Here is an 18,399-nt window from a genome sequence, read left to right as displayed (position 1 = left end):
CCTTATACAAATCTCTTAACTAACTGCTCAATAACAGATTTTAATTTGTTTTCAGTAGCATCGCTAAGGACTGCCTTCTCAGTAATATCATTAAGTATATCACTGTGAGAATTACGAAGTTCTTGTAATAGTTCTTTTTCAAAACGACCTACCTCACGAGTATTAATGTTATCGAGATGACCTTTTACCCCTGAATAAATTACACAAACCTGCTCCGCTGTTGAAAGAGGTGAATATTGTGGTTGTTTAAGTAGCTCGGTAAGACGTTGTCCGCGTGCTAGCAATTTTTGGGTAGCTGGATCAAGATCTGAGCCAAACTGGGCAAAAGATTCCATCTCACGGAATTGAGCTAGCTCTAGCTTGATTGAGCCAGCAACTTGCTTCATCGCTTTAATTTGCGCTGAAGAGCCCACACGGGACACTGAAAGACCAACATTTACCGCTGGACGTACACCTTTATAGAATAGGTCGGTCTCTAGGAATATCTGACCATCAGTAATAGAAATAACGTTGGTTGGAATATAAGCGGAAACGTCACCAGCCTGTGTCTCAATAATGGGAAGGGCGGTCATTGAACCTGCGCCTTTTTCATCAGACATTTTAGCCGAACGTTCAAGCAGGCGTGAGTGAATATAGAATACGTCACCCGGATAGGCCTCACGACCCGGTGGGCGGCGAAGAAGAAGCGACATCTGGCGGTAAGCTACAGCTTGTTTTGACAGATCATCATATATGATAAGAGCGTGCATGCCGTTATCACGGAAATACTCACCCATAGTAGAGCCAGTATATGGCGCTAAGAATTGTAGAGGAGCAGGCTCAGAGGCGGTAGCGGCTACTACTATCGTATATTCAAGCGCTCCAGATTCCTCAAGTTTTTTAACAACCTGAGCGACTGTTGAGCGCTTTTGACCTATACATACATATACGCAATATAGTTTTTTACTCTCATCACTGCCTTGATTAACTTTCTTTTGGTTAAGAATTGTATCCACAGCAATAGCGGTTTTACCGGTCTGACGGTCACCGATGATAAGCTCGCGTTGTCCACGACCAACTGGTATTAGGGTATCTATCGCTTTAATTCCGGTTGACATTGGCTCATGTACGGATTTACGAGCAATAATTCCCGGAGCTTTAACCTCAACCCGTGCGCGAGTCACATTTTCAATAGGACCTTTGCCATCAATTGGGTTGCCAAGACCGTCAACTACACGACCAAGCAGACCTTTGCCAACAGGAGCGTCCATAATGGTGGAGGTACGTTTTACGGTATCACCCTCTTTTACTGTCCTATCATCACCAAAGATAACCACACCAACATTATCAGAAGCTAGATTTAGAGCCATTCCTTTTACGCCGCTAGCAAATTCTACCATCTCACCGGCTTGTACGTTTTCAAGACCATATACGGTAGCGATACCATCACCGACAGATACAACTTGTCCGGTTTCGGAAAGTTCAGCCCCAGCGTCAAACTCTTCAATCTGCTTTTTTAGTATATCTGATATTTCAGAAGGACGAATATCCATTTTTTAAGCTCCTTAAATTTACCATTTAGAATTTGTTATATTATTTCATTGTGAGTTAGCTATTCTTACGTTACGCGGCTTTTAGTTCCTGTCTAAGGCGGTGGAGCTTGCCTGACACTGAGCCATCAAGCTGAACGCTACCTATCTTTATTATGGAACCACCCAGCAATTCTGGATTTTCCTTCACTGTAAGATTTATTTTTTTACCATACACTTTACCTAGCTTTTCAGCTATTTTTTCTGATTCCTTATCTTTTATGGATTTTGCCACTATAAGCTCAGCTGATAGCTCACCTTTGCTCTGTGCTATTTTTTTTAGGAATATAGATATTATTTCTTTAAGGGCACTAAGCCTATTATGACGGGCAAGAAGAGCCATAAATTTTGTAGTAAGATCATTAGCTTTGGCTTTTTTAAGTATACCTACGATGATTTTTTCTTGCTCAGTACGGCTCAATAACGGATTAGACAAGAAATCATTAAATTCAGCTTGTTGTTCAATAAGATTGCTGATTGACACCAAATCTTTCTCTACCGAAGAAAGTTGTTTTTCCTTTTCAGAGGCAGCGAACAGAGCGCTTACGTAACGCTCGGCTATTTTTTTATAATTTGAATTTTTCACGACCTTAGTATGTTTTCTGGGTTAATTAGTTTTTGCGAGTGCAGAAACTAGCAATAATATTTATAAAGGCAACAAGAAAATTATGTGAATTTTAGGTTTAATTGATAGAAGTTGAGGTTATTGTTAGCTTTGGGGGGGGTATATAATGGATTTTGGTTTATCGCGTGGGTGTTAGTCCTATATCATATTGGATAACTAATATATTTTTGTATTATAAAAATATCTTAAAAATAATGTAATATTAAGGTGTTATATGCCTTGTCAGTATTTTCGCATGTGTAATAAAAACTTAATAAAAGTTTGGTTGTACCTTTAAGGCTGATAGGGTAGATTTACAGTATGTAATTATTTGTTTTTTAGGAATTGTTATGGGAACAAGTCTTATACCTTTGGTAAAGAGCTATGATACCAGTATACTGGGTGTTGACCCTGCTAAGCTTGGAAAGGAGATTTATGAAGCCCTTCCTAGCTGGCAGCGTGCGGCCATTGAGCTTCTTCAATTGGACGAACAGCATGCACGAGGGAATAAAATATCCAGAAACGATATAAGTAAGATAATACATGATAAGTTAGGTAGTGTAGCTAAATCTCACGCTGTTGTTGGTAAGATGCTGTCCGAGTATCTTCCAGATGATCCAATTACTGCTGAATATAATAAGCTTGGACATAAATTGCCGAATAAAGAATTATTGGATAAGGTTGGTGGTAAATTAAAAAAAATATTGCATCCGGATAGATTTACTCTAAATCCAGAAATGCAGAAGGAAATTAATAAAATTTCTACAGAGGTAAGTGGGGCTATAGAGTTTCTTAGGAAACCTGAAAATACTAGAGATTATAAAGCCATTATTGATTCTGTAAAAATTAATCCTGAAATTATTTCTAAAATTGAAAATGTTTTTAATAAAGCGAAGGGACAGAAGAATGTTTCTTCTGCGGCAGGTGCTGTTAAGGGGGCTGTTGGAAGGTTAAAAGGCAATAAAGCTTTAGTAGCGCTTGCTTCTGTGCTTGGTATAGGAATCGCTTATGGTGGGTATAAAGCTTACAAGTCAAAGCAGGAAAAAGATAAGCATTCGGTAGATGGAGTTGAATATAAAGGGGTTGATGAAGCTACTGTAAAGGTTGGCCAGTCGGAAATTGATTCTAGTAAAGGGTCTTCACTTGGATTAACCGTTGGTGGTGCGCTTGGTGCTGTTTCTCATAATAAAGAAAAACATGCTGCCGCTATTAGTAAATTAGATAAAGTTTTTGATGGTGCGGAAAATAAAAAAGGACTTTTAGAAAGTCTTAAAAAAATGAAATCTAGTGAGCTGTGGGCATCCACTGGTAGAGGCGCAAAAGCGGTTATTATTGCTATCCCTTTATCTATAGTTGGTTCTATTATTGGTTCCCTTTCAGGTTTATCTAATGGGGAGAAAAAATATAAAGAAGCAAAAGAGCAGTTTGATGACTTGGTAAAGGAAAATAAGGATCTAAGCAGGAAAGTAGCTGCATATGAAGGAATAAGTAATATAGATAAATCAAACAAATCCTTTGTCGCCGCTGAGGAAGCTCGTCGGGCTGGAAGTGAGCATAAATCCGCTGATAGCGTTATTGCCGTTGGTTAGAGGTATTTTCTATATTCGCCTCCGGTATTTCCTACTGGAAATTCCATGAGGCATTGCTGAAGGCTCACACAGCCTGCTGGAAACTATTTTTATTTATCCCCGTGAAAATCTACTGATTTTCACATGGGATACAGCTTCGCTGGCTAAAGGCTCGCACGACCTACTGGTCGTGCTTCTTGTTCCTCAATTCGTCGTTTCTTCAATTCCTTAGTTCCTTCTTCAAACCGCTATAAAAAGCTCTGTGGGTCTATATCTAGCTTTACTTTGGTGGAAGAGGGGGTATTAGCTGATTTTACGCAATTTGCCATAATATCAGATAGGTTAATGTTTTTCGCTGATTTTATCAATAATCGGTAGCGGAAACGACCACGCAGAAGAAGTAAAGGAGCGGGAGTTGGTCCATATATTCTTATGATTTGTTTTTCGTTTATTTTAGCGTTGTTCATCGCATGGAGGATTTTAGCGAGCATATTAGCTGTCTCTGCCGCTTTTTCCTCACTCTCATCTTCGGTAATGATTGCCGCTAGTCTTGAGAATGGGGGCATATCGGCGTTTTTTCTGGATTCTAGTTCCAATTCCATGAAGCGGTCTCTATTTCCAGAGACCAAAGCTTTGATTACGGGGTGATCGGGAATAAAGCTTTGCAAGAATACCTCGCCACGATCTTGCTCACGTCCGGCTCTTCCCGATAATTGGTGTAATAGCTGGTAGGTGCGTTCACTGGCTCTTAAGTCACCTCCGGCAAGACCTAAGTCAGCGTCTATTACACCAATTGTGGTAAGATTTGGAAAATGATAGCCTTTAGCGATCATTTGTGTGCCGATTAATATGTCTATATTTTTTTCGCTCATATCCTCAATAATTTTGGATATATGCTTGTTTTCCCCAGAATTATCGCTTGCCATTATTTCAGTTCTCGCTTGTGGCAGAAAATCGGCGACTTCCTCTAATATTCTCTCCACACCCGGACCACAGGCGTGAAGAGTATCCTCACCAGAACATTCGGGACAGGTTTTTGGGTATTGTATATTATAACCGCAGTGATGGCAGTGTAGACTTGGATTAGGGCTTGGGCCAGTTATAAATCCTGAGCCTTTATGAATAACTAGCCATGCTGAGCAGTCAGGGCATTGGAAGCGGTAGCCACACGCTCGGCACAGTGTAAGTGGCGCGTAGCCACGACGATTTAAGAATAGCATAGCTTGTTTACCGCTTGCAATTGTATTCGCCAGTTTTTCGCGTAAATGATTTGAGATAAATTGACCACGCTCAAGTTTTTGTCCACGCATATCTATGATATGTACATCCGGCATTACCGCTTCTGCATGACGTATTGGAAGTGATATTTCATGATATTTACCAGTTCTGCTGTTATGGTAACTTTCTAGTGATGGGGTGGCTGATACTAGTACCACCGGTATATTCTCAAATTTGGCGCGGGCGATTGCCATATCTCGCGCATTATATATAATGTTATCCTCCTGTTTGTATGAGCCGTCATGCTCTTCGTCAATTATGATAAGACCAAGATTTTTGTAGGGAAGGAATAGTGCCGAGCGCGCGCCAATAATTACTTTTGCCTCGCCTTTCGCTATGGCAAGCCAAGAGGCACGTTTCTTCGCTGGGGTTATCTCAGAGTTCCAGATTATCGGAGTAAAACCAAAGCGACTCTCAAATCTTTTTATCCATTGTAAGGATAGTCCAATTTCTGGTAGCAAGATCAAGAGTTGAGGTTTATCTGTCTCTGATTTGTGAGTGACTAGAGCCTTGGCGATAGTATCAAAATATACCTCAGTTTTGCCTGATCCAGTCACGCCATCAAGCAGAGTCACGCTGAATCCATCATTTATTTTTGCCAGTAAATGATCAGCGGCTTTTTTCTGTATTTTAGAGAGTTCACTTAGGGCAATTTTGTTTATATCAAAGTTAGTGTTTAATTTTATCCTGCTTTTCTTATCTATATCATTGATAGGTAACATCATTTTAAGGATAGAGCCTTTTGGTGCGCAATTATACCAAGCCGCCCAGTCAATGAATTTTCTTACGTTATAGGATATTTTCGGCAGTTCACTATATTTTTTATCTATATGTTTTATTTTATTTTTATCTATTTTGGCTTTGCCTTCTGCCCAAACTAGCGCGAGATATTCTTTTTTTCTAAAGGTAACGTTTACAATATCACCAGAGCTGACATCTATCTCATCAGAGGTTAAATAATCAAACGCCTGATTTACGGCGGTTGGGACAAGAATTTCAAATTGTTTAGGTTTCATAAGGAGGTTTATGAGTTTAGTAACTCAAAATCTGGTAATTTCGCCGCTTTTTTATCAAATGTAGCGGTCTTTTCGCAGCCCGATAATTTATTAATAGTTCCAATTAACGAGTCAGCGAAACCTGATTTTGACTTTTTATAAGCGGAAATAGCTATCCATATAGCGTTTGTATCCTCAAATAAGAATTGGCTGGTACTTAGTATTTTTTCTATGACACTTACAACTTGAATCTTGTTGTACTCGTAGGTGACTTCTAGAACCCGTACTAATTCGCAAAGAACAATATTGTTCAAAAATAAAGAAATACCATCTTCACTTAGGCTATCTATATAGCGATCCGCCGCACGGGTCTGTGTTAAATCATCACGAATTATATAACGAATTAGGAGGTTAGTGTCTAAACCAATCATGACTTGTCGCCAAGTTCACTTCCACGTTTTTTAATTGCTTTTTCCATATCGGCAATTGACGCTATTTTTTTAGGGCGTGGTAGGAAGCCTTTTAATTCTGATATATCGGAAGTTGCTGGTACAATCATAACTTTGCCTTTTTCCAGCGTTATAAATTCCAGCTTGTCTCCAGCGTGAATATTGAGAAAGTTGCGAATATCAACTGGTATAGTTGTTTGTCCTTTAGAAGTTACTGTTGACATTGTCATATATTTTATTCTTTTCCTTGCAGAAATTACTATTCCTTACTTTGTCACAAGGAATTATAAAATTCAATACGGAAAAAAACAATTGCGGCAAGAAAAATAAAGTCTATTGTCTGTTTTTAGTGTTTATACATCAATTTGTAGATATTAAGGAAAAGAAAATGAAATTTTTTGTTGATACCGCCGACGTGAAGGAAATTCGTGAATTAGCGGCGACTGGTTTGCTTGATGGTGTTACAACTAATCCGACCCTTATAGCGAAGTCAGGGCGGGATTTTATAGAAGTTATAACCGAGATTTCTGGTATTGTGGAAGGTCCGGTATCGGCGGAGGTCGCCTCAATAGATTTTGAGAATATGGTAAAAGAAGGTGATATTTTGGCTAAGATAGCGGATAATATCACGATTAAAGTTCCGCTTACTTGGGATGGTCTTAAAGCTTGTCGCCATTTTACCGATAAAGGTATCATGGTAAATGTGACTTTGTGTTTCTCAGCGGCACAAGCCATTCTCGCAGCAAAAGCGGGAGCGACTTTTGTGTCACCATTTGTTGGCAGGTTGGATGATATAGGGCAGGCTGGAATGCAGCTTATATCTGATATTTGTACCATATATAATCAATATGAGTATTTTAATACGGAAGTATTGGTAGCTTCGGTGCGTAATCCTATGCATGTGGTTGAGGCGGCGATGATGGGCGCGCATGTGGCGACCATTCCGCCATCGGTAATTAAGCAACTTGCTGGTCATCCTCTTACGGATAAGGGGCTTGCGACTTTTGTTGAGGATTGGAAGAAAACCGGTCAAAAGATAGGTTAACTCTTGTTCTTATAGCTATTTTCTTATCGTGTATTGTACTTGACTTGCTACTGCTAGGCAGTATATAATAACATCGGGTCTTTATATGTTATTTGAATGGGATGATAATAAGGCAGAGAGTAATTTACAAAAGCATGGTATAAGTTTTGTAGCGGCGATTGCTGTTTTTGATGATCCTAACCGTTTGGAGTATGATAGTACTAAACCGGAATATGGTGAGGTTAGAATAAAAACGATAGGAATGATTAAAGATAGTATTGTAGTGGTTGTTGTTCATACTGATAGAAAAAGCAAAATGCGAATTATTTCCGCGAGGAGGGCTAAGGCTAGTGAAAAAGAAAGATACTACAATAGTTGAAAAAATATCAGATGGAACGATTATGAACATTTCTGCTAAAGATAATATGTCTATTAAGGATGAGACTGATTGGTTGGCTGTAGAGAATATGACTGAGGAAGATATAGAAAAAGCAGCGCTGTCTGACCCTGATAATTTACCACTTACTGATGATGAGTTGAAAAAATTTAGATCTGTTCCAAACTTGAAAGAAATAAGGTTGAGGTTACATATGACTCAGGAACAGTTTGCGAATAGTTTTCATGTTCCTATTGGAACATTGCGGGATTGGGAGCAAGGAGCCAAGTATCCTGATAGCGCTGCTAGGTCATATTTACGGGTTATTGACAAAGCCCCATATATGGTTATTCAGGCGTTGGAAAATTGATTAAAGAGTTTACTTAGTAATTTGTGCAGACTAGATAAGTAAGGAATCACTTCGTGAGTAGTAAACAGAAGTTAGGACAAAATATTGACATAACAGAAAGTCAGGTGCGTGAGTATATAAGGACGCATCCTGATTTTCTGCATAATATTCCGGCTCCAAAGCGGGAACTTGGTGGTGGGGTAGAGGACTTCCAGCATTACCTGCTTAAAAATTTGCAAAATAATTCCAAAAATCTTAGCCAGCGTTATGATATGCTGGTTGACTATTGTCGTGATAATTTATCGGTACAGTCGCAGGTTCATGATGCGGTGCTTAAGCTTATCCAGTTTCACGATCTTGAGCGGTTGCTGGAATTTCTTACTATAGATATGCTTAGTATTTTTGATCTTGATATAGTGCGCATAGCTATAGAATCTGACTCTGAGCTTGATACTTCTTATGGGGAGCATAATTATTCGGGTATAGTATTTATTGATTCTGGGATTGCTGATATTTTATTTGGCAATCATAAGAATGTATTATTGTTTGGTGATACAGAAGCTTCAGAGCCGATAGGGTTTGAGCAGATATTTATTGATTGTGAAGATTTGGCGGCATCTTGCGCTTTGCTGCGTTTGGACTCGCAAATGGTCGGGAAAAATATAATACTTGCTCTTGGAGTTCGTCATAAAGAAAGGTTCCATCAAGGGCAGGGAATGGAATTGCTTAATTTTATGGCTAAGGTTATCGCTTCGCGACTTGATAAATATTTGGATGATCTTACTATATAATTGGTGAATGGTGAATGGTGAATGGTGTTAGGGGCGGTGATGAGTGAAGGACTTCCTGTATCGTCCGGTCTTTCCGGCATTATAAAATCATGGTGGGAGTGGCTTGAAAATGTAAAGCATGTTTCTGACCATACTATTATTTCTTATAAAAATGACATTAATAATTTTTTTGTATTCCTTTCATCGCATCTTGGGGAAAGTGTAGGTATTAATCATCTTCGGGAGTTGGATAATAGAGATATACGTGCTTGGCTAGCTGAAAGAGTAACAAATAGTGAGTATGAAGCATCGTCAAATGCTCGCGCTCTGTCGGCGGTTAAGAGTTTTTTCCGCTATTTGGAAAAGCAGGGTAGAGTCAAAAACGCTGCTATATTCCATATACGTTCACCAAAACTTAAAAAAGCCTTGCCACGAGCTCTTGATGAGGAACAATCGGAAAAGGCGGTAAGTGGTATTGGAGAAGGTAATTCCGAAGAATGGGTTGGTGCGCGTGATCTCGCTCTGCTTAGTCTTATTTATGGTTGTGGGCTTCGTATAAGTGAGGCATTGTCGCTTAAAAAATTAGATATTAGCGTGGATGGTTACATAATAGTTACTGGTAAGGGTAATAAGCAGCGTAAATTGCCGTTACTTCCAGTGGTGGAAAAGGCTATATCTGAATATATGTCACTATGTCCGTATAAATTGACTCAGGACAGCCCGTTATTTTTTGGACTTAGAGGAAAGACGCTAGACGCTGGTGTGTTTCAGCGGCAGATTCGTAATTTAAGAAACCGGCTAGATTTGCCAGATACGACAACACCACACGCCTTCCGCCATAGCTTTGCCACTCACTTGCTTGCGGCAGGTGGTGATCTGCGCTCAATTCAGGAATTGCTTGGACATGCCAGTATATCCACTACTCAGCGCTATACTAATGTAGACAAAAACCGTTTGCTCGCTGCTTATAAAAACGCTCACCCACGCGCTTAACGTCTTCCCCATGACTTGTGAGATCTCTTGCTCAGCTTTTGGGTAGAGTTATCACTACTTCTTGCTCGAATTTCAGCAAGAAGAGCATTAACGTCAAGCGGTTCTTGCTCTCGTTGCAGATCCCGCCCTTCAGGGCTAGCGAAGCGCGTATCCCCCAGATCAACGGAAGGTTTTTTGTGTCTTTTACCCATTATACCTATCTTTTACAATAAGCTAAATAATAGCTGCGGAATAAACTATAGTTCTTTTGAATTTGATGGAGCTTTAGCTTGGGGTGGAGTTGTTTCCGCTGCTGTTGGGGTTGTAGCTTCAGTGCCGCCTTCAATTCTCGATATAGGCTGACCTTTATGCTCCATATCTCTCATTATTTCTAATATCTTATGACCAGGATTTGCTGGTTTTGCGTTATCTTCTGACATTTTTCTCTCCATTGTTAAATAAATTAATATAATTTAATGTTTTTTTATATCACCTATTTTCTAACACGGGCTTTATAATTAATATAGTTACAGTTTAATGACAATCACTAAATTGATTGTTACATAGGTTTTTCTTGTTTAACTTATTGATATTAATGTGTTTATATCGTGTGTAAAAATTATCTATAGTGTGTATAATAAACTGGACATAGATATTATTACCATTAGAATGTGTAGTTTTCGGGTAATAAAAAGACTTATAACAAAACTTATAGACTGATGAGGATATAAAATGCAGCAAGGCGCAAAGAAAAAATCCAGTGAAAAACAACAAATGCTCGCTAAAGAAGTTAAGCATATTGATATTACGTCATTTGACGCTCGTCCAATAGTGGGGCAGATGGCGGACATGTCGTTTACCTCACGTGATCTCGCTAAGGCTACGGAAATTTATAATATGATGCTTTCTGATGAGAGTTGTTCAATAATTCTAGCTATGGCTGGTTCTACTTCCGCTGGTGGTTGTATGAAATTATATACCGACCTTGTTAAAAATAATATGGTGGACGCTATTGTGGCGACCGGTGCCTCCATAGTTGATATGGATTTCTTTGAGGCGCTTGGCTTTAAGCATTATCAGGGTAGTCAGTTCATTGACGATAAATATCTGCGGGATAATTATATAGATCGTATTTATGATACTTATATTGATGAGGAAGAGCTGCAACATTGTGACCATACCATAAAAGAAATTGCTGATAGCCTGCCGGTTGGTGCTTATTCCTCACGTGCTTTTATTCGTGAAATGGGTAAGTGGCTTACTAAGAATGCCAAGAAAAAAGATTCTTTGGTGCAGCTCGCTTATGAGAATGACGTGCCGATTTTCTGTCCGGCGTTTACTGACTCATCAGCGGGTTTTGGTTTGGTTAAACATCAGGCGGAGCGTAAAAAAGCGAAAGAATCATATATGACCATTGATTCTATCGCTGATTTTCATGAGCTTACCGAGATTAAAATTAAAGCTGGTACTACTGGGTTACTGATGATTGGTGGTGGTGTGCCGAAAAATTTTGTACAGGATACTGTGGTGTGCGCGGAAATTCTTGGTGAGGAAGTTGATATGCATAAATACGCCGTGCAAATCACGGTCGCTGACTCACGTGATGGCGCTTGTAGTTCCAGTACATTAAAAGAGGCTTGTTCATGGGGTAAGGTAGATACAGCTTATGAGCAGATGGTTTACGCTGAGGCGACCAGTGTGTTGCCATTGCTTGCTAGTGACGCTTACCATCGTGGATACTGGAAAAAACGCGCGAAACGCCAATTTGCTAAGATGTTCGCTTAGATTGCTATAATCACACTATAATCCATTGTTTATTCGGTATTTTTTGTTGTGTTGTCATTTGTGCTAGCCATTGTCATGAAATGTTAACAGAATTGTCATTCGTCTATTGTATAATGCGTGCTATGATTGGTGCATAAATTGATTGTAAAAAAGATTAGAGTTTATGTCTGATAACACTAAAATAGAGGACACCAACCCTGTACCTGTTCCGAGTGATCAACTCAAACGGGATACTGAGAAACATCGTTTTTATGAAGAAGCGGAAAAAAGAAGAGCTGATGAGGCTAGAGCTATAGAGACTCAAGGTGCTGAGGATAAAGCTGCCTCCAGCAACAAAGCGCGTGCGGAAAAAGAAAATCCTAAAAATGAAAATCCTAAAAGCGAAAAGACTGAGAAACCGGTAACGTCAAATCAGGAAGAGCCTGTCGCAACTAAGCCAAGCAAACAAAATAAACCAGAAAATGATAGCAGTCCGGTGGTGACTAAGCAAGGCGAGGGTGCTGAGGATACGAATGCTGGTAAGGAAGATTCTGGTAAAGATAAAAAATGGTGGGAAAAGATTTTTGAGGCTATTGGTTCTCTTATTAAATGGGCTATTGATGCTGTTAGTGGATTGTTTAGTAAGAAAGAAGAAGTGACTGAGATTGTTAGTGCGTCTATTACGACGAGTGGCGGTAAAAATTATAGTAAAGCGGCGGGTGACGAGCTAAGCTTATTATCCTCTCTACCTTCACCCGCGACCCCTGTAGTCGCGAAAGGGCGGCAGGAAGCTGCTGGACACAGTATATAATTAACTTGTCATAAGTTCATTTTATTTCATTGAAGTTTTTGTTGTTTTTTTGCTATTCTGTAGCATAGATGATTCTACATACTGTATGCTGTAGTAGTGTTGTAATAACTTTTTTTACTGGTAATATTTATGAAAAAAAATCCCGTAAGTAAGGAAACTAAGGAACTCATTAAAAAAGGGCAGAAATATTATTCACTGGCTTATAAACCACGTGAGGTGGTGATCGCTCGTGGTAAGGGCGCGAAGGTTTGGGATAGTGATGGCAACAGCTACATAGATTTTACCTCTGGTATATCGGTTACTAGTCTTGGTCATCATAACAAAAAACTGATAAAGGCTTTAACTAATCAAGCGGATAATATCTGGCATACTAGTAATGTGTTTTTTACTGAGCCAGCGGTGTCGCTAGCTGAGGAATTGATTAAAGCATCCAAATTCGCTAAGCGTGTGTTTTTTACTAACTCGGGAGGAGAGGCGAATGAGGCAGCGATAAAACTCGCTCGTAAATACGCCGCTGATAAGGGAAAGCCTCCAGAGGAAAGGGAGATTATAACTTTTATCGGCTCGTTTCACGGACGGACGCTGGCTACGGTAACCGCGACCGCTCAACCAAAATATCAAGCCGGTTTTGAGCCAGTTCCCGCTGGTTTTACCTACGTGCCGTTTAATGATTTTGCCGCTATTGAAAAAGCGATTAGTGACAAAACATGCGCTGTTATGTTGGAAGTAGTGCAGGGAGAGGGTGGAATAACTCCAGTCGCTAAAGATTTCCTCAAGCATATAAGGCAGCTATGTGATAAGCATGACGCTTTACTCATACTTGATGAAATTCAGGATGGGATGATGCGTACCGGTAAGCTATTCTCTCATTTTGCTGAGGAGGGTGTAAAGCCGGATGTGGTGACACTAGCTAAAGCTCTTGGTGGTGGTATTCCGATTGGGGCGATGCTTTATGGTCAGAAAGTGGAAAATACTTTCCAATTTGGTAATCATGGCTCAACTTTTGGTGGTAATCCACTTGCTTGCTCGGTAGCGCTTGAGGTGCTTAATATATTACAATCAAAGGAGATAGCTAAAAATATAGCCAGCAGAAGCAAACAGTTATTTGCCGCTCTTGAGGATATGAATAAGAAATATAATTTATTTGCCGATATTCGTGGACGTGGTCTTATGATTGGAGCTGAGCTTAGAAAAGAATATCATGGCAAGGCAGGTGATATAGGGGTTATAGCAAGAGAAAATGGCGTACTCATTTTGCAGGCTGGTCCAAATGTGCTACGCTTCCTGCCGCCGCTTATTATTAAGGAAGATGAGATCGCTAAAGGCATAAAACGGCTTGATATGGCTTTGGAAGAGTTTTTGTCTGTTTAGGTTTCGGTTTTTAATGTCTTTATAAAACCATAAATCTGGTGTATAATAGAATCATTATTGATTCATAACAGCACCAAATGAGGTTTTATATGATAAGACAAAGTATTTCTTTTACATCACCAAATGATGAGTGGCTTAATTCGCTTATTGAGAGTGAGGAATATTCAAGCAAGAGTGAGATCATAAATGATCTGATCCGTAAGGCTCGCAGTCAGCAAAGTGAAATTGAGTTTGTACGAGCTAAATTAAGAGAAGCCGAAAAAAGCGGTTTTACTGATTTGACTGGAGAAGAAATTTTGGTGGAGTTCAAAGAAAAGCTGAGGCGTGATGGCAAGATATAAGATAACCGCAAGAGCAAAAGATGATTTATGGCGTATCTACAATTATGGTCTTTCAGAATATGGTGAGGAACGGGCGGATAGGTATCACAGAAAGTTGTTTGAACATTTTGAGCAGATAGCTGAAAATCCTTATATACATCCTTCCGTTAATTATATCTGTGCTGGCTATAGGCGTGGTGTATGTGGAGTTGATAGTATTTTCTATCGTGTTACGGATGATGGTGTAGAGATAATAAGTATAATAGGACGGCAGGACATTAAAAACATTCTTTTATAGGTATTTTATGATTTTTGTAAGACCAGTAGCGGAAGATGATTACAAGGAAATTTTGGGACTTGCTAGTGAGGCTGGTATTGGAATGACCTCTCTTCCTCATGATTCTGAAGTGTTAAAACGAAAAATAGAAAAGTCGGTTGCTAGTTTTTCTGGCGATGAGAGCGTAAAAGGTGATGAAGTTTTTTTATTGGTTTTAGAAGATCCAGATAATGGTAAAGTTGTTGGAACATCTAGTGTTGTGGCGCATGTTGGGATTAAATTTCCATTTTATTCATATAAACTTTCAACTATAGTTCAGTCATCAAAGGATGTTGATGTTTACTCTAAACAACGTATTTTGCATTTGGTAAATGATTATACGGGCGCTAGTGAGTTAGCATCTTTGTTTGTTCTGCCAGAATATCGTCGTGATGGTATCGGTAGTTTTTTGTCGCGTTGTCGTTATATGATGCTTGCGGAATTTCCAGAATTATTCTCAAATATTATTATATCTGAGATAAGAGGGGTGATTGATGAAAATGGAGATTCCCCATTTTATCAGGAGCTAGGAAAGAATTTTTTTCAAATGGAGTTTAAGGATGCTGATTTCGCTAACGCTGTAAAGGGTGGTCAGTTCATTAGTGATTTAATGCCGAAATACCCCATTTATGTGAGCCTTCTTGGCAAAAAAGCTCAAGATGTTATTGGAGTAGCTCTTGATATTTCATATAACGCTCTTAAGATGCTAGAGAATGAGGGGTTTCGTTATCAGGGGTATGTTGATGTTTTTGATTCTGGTCCTACTGTTCAGGCTGAACGTGGTCAGATACGAACTGTAAGGAAAAGTAAAAAAGCTACAATCGCTAAAGTAGAGAAGCTTTCTTATAATAAGCGATATATAATCTCAACTGTTGAGCTGGCAAATTTTCGTGTTTATACAGGCTCTTTGGAGGAGACCGATTCAGGTGTTATAATAGAGCCAGAAGTTGCGGAGCTTTCGGGATTAAAGATTGGTGATGTTATACGATATGTAGAAGCTTGACGCGTGGGGTGATAGCTAGAGCCGTTTGTTATTCCATCAACTAACATTTAGCCCTCACCCTCACCCTAACCCTATCCCTGAGGGAGAGGGGATAAGAAGATAAGGCTCATAAACCACAAAAAGATATTTATTATTTTCTAAATATGTTCGTCATGACGGTGTTCTGTCGTATGAAACATGGTCGCGGTCTCACTTGGTTGCAATGATCTCATAAAAAAATAATTTTCATTATTTGCTTTTTATAGCCATGTTGTTATGTCATATATACTTTGTTTTTGTGAGTAAGAATAAAGTTGAATGGTTATAGTTTTAGGCGGAGAAAAAAATGCAGGATATTTATATATTCAGTAAAGGTGGTTTTGTGATGTACGCTATGGCTTTGTTGTCAGTGTACGCTGTTACGGTAGTGATTTTTAAGCTTATACAGTTTAAGAGATCTAATGTATTTGACAGAAAGTTTATTGATCCAGTGTTGCGTGATATAAAGCAAGGAGACCGTACTCAAGCTACTAAAACTTTAGAAACTATCAGAGGACCAATCGCTCGCATCATGCGAGTTACTTTTGAGTGTGTCGCCAATCGTGAAATGTCACAAAAAAGTAAAGAGGCTGAGATAACACGTGTTGGATCGGCTGATATATCCTACCTTGAGTCTCACCTGCGTGGTTTAGAGATGACAGCGATGATCTCACCACTTATGGGGTTGCTTGGTACGGTTCTTGGGATGATAAACTCTTTCTCAAAATTAAGCTCCGCTGGAACAAGGGTAGATCCTTCTATTCTCGCCGGTGGTATATGGGAAGCGTTACTTACCACTGCCGCTGGTCTTGCTGTGGCTATTCCAGCTCTTGCTATGCATTATGTACTAGATGGTATAATTGAAAGAGTAAGAGCTACTATGAAGGATGTGTCTGTCCAGATATTAGCTCTTGAGGATGAGTTTCGCCGCAATGAGAGGTTGCTTGCTATAGAGCAAGCTAAAAAAGCTGAAGAAGATAGAAAAAGGCAAGAAGTAGAAGCGAAACAGAAAAAGCAGACAGAAGAGGAAAAAGAGAATGAGAAGAAATCTCAGAACGCTCCTAAAAAAATGTCCACGCTTCATTTATTGAGTCCTAAATACTAAGACAATAAGATATTAGGGTTTGTATGGAATTTGAAAGGATAAAACGTAATAGTATAAATTTACCACTAACACCTCTTATTGATGTGGTGTTTATCCTTATTATATTTTTTATGCTTACGACTTCTTTTATGCGTATAGAATCTGTTGAGTTGATGTTGCCGTCAGCTGGTAAGGTGGAGAATAAAAAAGAAGTTACCCATATTTTTATTCAGGAAAACGGAAAGATAATACTTGGTAAACGTCATGTTGAGCCGGAAGAACTGAGTGAGACATTAGTTAGGTTGTTTTCTGAAGATCCATATTTTCCAGTTATGTTGCTTACCGCTGAGGGGGTGACCATGCAACAATTGGTAGCGGTTATGGATAGGGTGACAGAGGCAGGTGGTAAGAGTCTTTTTGTTCGCAAATGGATTAGTAATGATGATGATATGGCGGGCGATGATGATTCTGGATTTAAGGAGGAAAATCTTGATAGCAAGTCGTTAGGTAAGAATTCTGGTGGTGGTGATTAGGAGATAATTATGGATTTTTCACGTACTCGTAAGAAGAAAATAATTATTAGCCTAGTTCCGCTTATTGACATATCAATGTTCCTATTAATATTTTTTATGGTATCAGGTAGAATAGAGAAGTTTGAGATTATCCCAATAGATCCACCGGTTTCTCATCAAGGACATATGATGGATGAGGGACATGTGTCTATACTTCTTGGTCGTCACGATGAAATTATATATAATGATGAGCTTCTTACCATTGAGGAATTACAGCAGCAGTTAACTCCTGAATTGTCAGAAAATCCATTAAAAGTTATTACTGTACGCGCGGACGCTGTTGTTCCCGCTAATCGTATGATAGAGATTATGGATGCGATTAAAGCGGCGGGTGGTAAGAATCTTTCATTGCTTACTCAATCAGTGGCTGATCTGAAGGAGTAGGTATAAAATGTCTTCTATTATAAAAAGAAAAACAATTCCTTTTGAATATCTTGGTTATTCATATTTTATAGCGGCTTTTATTATGGCGATTGCTTTGCATATATTAGCCTTGCTTGGATGGATGATGATGCCACATATGGAAGTAAAAGATGTAGTGGTTCACACGATTAATATAAGGCTTGGTGATGATAATACCAGATTTATTGAGGAAGAAGAGGAGAATCCACAACCGGAGGCGGATAACTCAAAGCAGTTAGAAGCGGAGCTCACGAAATTTGTACGTAAAAAAGCGCCTAAGACGGCAACCAAGAAAAGTGATGGTGAATCTGAAGATAAGCCTGATAGTAAAGCAGAAGTTCCACAAAAAATGCCTGATACAGCACAAACAGAGGACGCTCCAATTAGTGATGATGTTTCCTCACCAAGACAATTTGTAAGGGCTATGCCATCAAAATTCAAATATAGTAATTATGGTAATAAGCTTGGCAATAGTGACTCTAGTGATGCTGAGATAAGGGCTAGATATGAGCAGATAATTTCGTTGTGGATACAGAAATTTAAGGTTTATCCAGAGATAGCGAGAGCTAGAATGATGCAAGGTGAGACGAAAATTCGTATCAGGATAGATAGAAGAGGTAACATACGCTATCGCGCTCTTGAGTATAGCACTGGTTATACAGAGTTAGATAAGGCGGCATTTGATATGGTAAGAAGGGCAAATCCAGTTCCGGCTGTGCCTGATAATTACCCTAGTGGTGACTTACATGAGTTTCTAATACCTGTTGATTTTTATATAAGATAGT

23 protein-coding genes are annotated in these 18,399 nt (G+C 39.2%); 16 read left to right on the top strand and 7 right to left on the bottom strand.

The window, feature by feature from the left end; translation table 11 throughout:
• Positions 1-2: 2 nt before the first annotated feature.
• The gene (gene atpA / locus R3D71_07130; protein MEZ5691420.1) at positions 3-1,532 is read right to left on the bottom strand and encodes a F0F1 ATP synthase subunit alpha; all 1,530 of its coding nucleotides are present in this window, start codon (positions 1,530-1,532) and stop codon (positions 3-5) included.
• A gap of 70 nt (positions 1,533-1,602) precedes the next feature.
• Positions 1,603-2,154, bottom strand: a complete 552-nt coding sequence (gene atpH / locus R3D71_07125; protein ID MEZ5691419.1) for an ATP synthase F1 subunit delta — start codon at positions 2,152-2,154, stop codon at positions 1,603-1,605.
• 368 nt (positions 2,155-2,522) lie between these two features.
• On the opposite strand from atpH, the gene R3D71_07120 reads away from it, so the two are divergent.
• Positions 2,523-3,761, top strand: a complete 1,239-nt coding sequence (locus R3D71_07120) for a hypothetical protein (protein MEZ5691418.1) — start codon at positions 2,523-2,525, stop codon at positions 3,759-3,761.
• A 227-nt stretch (positions 3,762-3,988) separates the two neighbouring features.
• Here R3D71_07120 and priA read toward each other — a convergent pair whose 3' ends face one another.
• The 3 genes from priA to R3D71_07105 are packed head-to-tail and all read right to left on the bottom strand — an operon-like array spanning position 3,989 to position 6,692.
• On the bottom strand, positions 3,989-6,034 hold the full coding sequence (gene priA / locus R3D71_07115; protein MEZ5691417.1) for a primosomal protein N': 2,046 nt from the start codon (positions 6,032-6,034) through the stop codon (positions 3,989-3,991).
• Between the two features lie 8 nt (positions 6,035-6,042).
• Positions 6,043-6,444, bottom strand: coding sequence for a type II toxin-antitoxin system VapC family toxin (locus R3D71_07110; GenBank protein ID MEZ5691416.1), 402 nt, complete (start codon positions 6,442-6,444; stop codon positions 6,043-6,045).
• Positions 6,441-6,692, bottom strand: a complete 252-nt coding sequence (locus R3D71_07105) for an AbrB/MazE/SpoVT family DNA-binding domain-containing protein (protein MEZ5691415.1) — start codon at positions 6,690-6,692, stop codon at positions 6,441-6,443. Before R3D71_07105 ends, R3D71_07110 begins: the two co-directional genes overlap by 4 nt.
• A gap of 158 nt (positions 6,693-6,850) precedes the next feature.
• Between R3D71_07105 and fsa the strand changes: the two genes are divergently transcribed.
• From fsa to R3D71_07080, 5 genes are all read left to right on the top strand, one after another.
• Entirely contained in the window at positions 6,851-7,507 is a 657-nt protein-coding gene (gene fsa, locus R3D71_07100; GenBank protein MEZ5691414.1) for a fructose-6-phosphate aldolase, read from the top strand.
• An 85-nt stretch (positions 7,508-7,592) separates the two neighbouring features.
• Complete coding sequence (locus R3D71_07095) at positions 7,593-7,865, top strand: BrnT family toxin (GenBank protein MEZ5691413.1); 273 nt, start codon at positions 7,593-7,595, stop codon at positions 7,863-7,865.
• Positions 7,837-8,232, top strand: coding sequence for a hypothetical protein (locus tag R3D71_07090; GenBank protein MEZ5691412.1), 396 nt, complete (start codon positions 7,837-7,839; stop codon positions 8,230-8,232). The genes R3D71_07095 and R3D71_07090 overlap by 29 nt, the downstream gene beginning before the upstream one ends.
• 53 nt (positions 8,233-8,285) lie before the next feature.
• On the top strand, positions 8,286-9,002 hold the full coding sequence (locus tag R3D71_07085; GenBank protein ID MEZ5691411.1) for a DUF484 family protein: 717 nt from the start codon (positions 8,286-8,288) through the stop codon (positions 9,000-9,002).
• Between the two features lie 39 nt (positions 9,003-9,041).
• Positions 9,042-9,974 (top strand): tyrosine recombinase XerC, encoded by a 933-nt coding sequence (locus R3D71_07080; protein MEZ5691410.1) that lies wholly within the window; start codon positions 9,042-9,044, stop codon positions 9,972-9,974.
• Here the strand turns inward: R3D71_07080 and R3D71_07075 are convergent.
• Positions 9,971-10,165, bottom strand: coding sequence for a hypothetical protein (locus R3D71_07075; protein ID MEZ5691409.1), 195 nt, complete (start codon positions 10,163-10,165; stop codon positions 9,971-9,973). The genes R3D71_07080 and R3D71_07075 overlap by 4 nt on opposite strands.
• Before the next feature lie 45 nt (positions 10,166-10,210).
• On the bottom strand, positions 10,211-10,393 hold the full coding sequence (locus R3D71_07070) for a hypothetical protein (GenBank protein MEZ5691408.1): 183 nt from the start codon (positions 10,391-10,393) through the stop codon (positions 10,211-10,213).
• Positions 10,394-10,685: 292 nt separating this feature from the next.
• On the opposite strand from R3D71_07070, the gene R3D71_07065 reads away from it, so the two are divergent.
• The 10 genes from R3D71_07065 (at position 10,686) to R3D71_07020 (ending at position 18,398) form a co-directional block, all read left to right on the top strand.
• Positions 10,686-11,738, top strand: coding sequence for a deoxyhypusine synthase (locus tag R3D71_07065; GenBank protein MEZ5691407.1), 1,053 nt, complete (start codon positions 10,686-10,688; stop codon positions 11,736-11,738).
• 163 nt (positions 11,739-11,901) lie between these two features.
• On the top strand, positions 11,902-12,528 hold the full coding sequence (locus R3D71_07060) for a hypothetical protein (protein MEZ5691406.1): 627 nt from the start codon (positions 11,902-11,904) through the stop codon (positions 12,526-12,528).
• A gap of 129 nt (positions 12,529-12,657) precedes the next feature.
• Entirely contained in the window at positions 12,658-13,899 is a 1,242-nt protein-coding gene (locus R3D71_07055; protein ID MEZ5691405.1) for an aspartate aminotransferase family protein, read from the top strand.
• Positions 13,900-13,988: 89 nt separating this feature from the next.
• The gene (locus R3D71_07050; protein MEZ5691404.1) at positions 13,989-14,240 is read left to right on the top strand and encodes a hypothetical protein; all 252 of its coding nucleotides are present in this window, start codon (positions 13,989-13,991) and stop codon (positions 14,238-14,240) included.
• A complete protein-coding gene (locus R3D71_07045) occupies positions 14,227-14,517 on the top strand; it encodes a type II toxin-antitoxin system RelE/ParE family toxin (GenBank protein ID MEZ5691403.1) in 291 nt (96 codons plus the stop codon). Before R3D71_07050 ends, R3D71_07045 begins: the two co-directional genes overlap by 14 nt.
• A 7-nt stretch (positions 14,518-14,524) precedes the next feature.
• Complete coding sequence (locus R3D71_07040) at positions 14,525-15,538, top strand: arginine N-succinyltransferase (GenBank protein MEZ5691402.1); 1,014 nt, start codon at positions 14,525-14,527, stop codon at positions 15,536-15,538.
• A 325-nt stretch (positions 15,539-15,863) separates the two neighbouring features.
• On the top strand, positions 15,864-16,661 hold the full coding sequence (locus tag R3D71_07035) for a MotA/TolQ/ExbB proton channel family protein (GenBank protein MEZ5691401.1): 798 nt from the start codon (positions 15,864-15,866) through the stop codon (positions 16,659-16,661).
• Between the two features lie 23 nt (positions 16,662-16,684).
• Positions 16,685-17,173, top strand: coding sequence for a biopolymer transporter ExbD (locus R3D71_07030; protein ID MEZ5691400.1), 489 nt, complete (start codon positions 16,685-16,687; stop codon positions 17,171-17,173).
• Positions 17,174-17,182: 9 nt separating this feature from the next.
• Entirely contained in the window at positions 17,183-17,596 is a 414-nt protein-coding gene (locus R3D71_07025; GenBank protein MEZ5691399.1) for a biopolymer transporter ExbD, read from the top strand.
• A gap of 7 nt (positions 17,597-17,603) precedes the next feature.
• On the top strand, positions 17,604-18,398 hold the full coding sequence (locus R3D71_07020; GenBank protein ID MEZ5691398.1) for a TonB family protein: 795 nt from the start codon (positions 17,604-17,606) through the stop codon (positions 18,396-18,398).
• Position 18,399: the final 1 nt, after the last annotated feature.

Source organism: Rickettsiales bacterium, assembly GCA_041396965.1.
Classification (GTDB): Bacteria; Pseudomonadota; Alphaproteobacteria; order Rickettsiales; family SXRF01; genus SXRF01.
The sequence above is the reverse complement of the archived record's forward strand: the minus strand, read 5'-3'. Positions and strand labels throughout refer to the sequence as shown.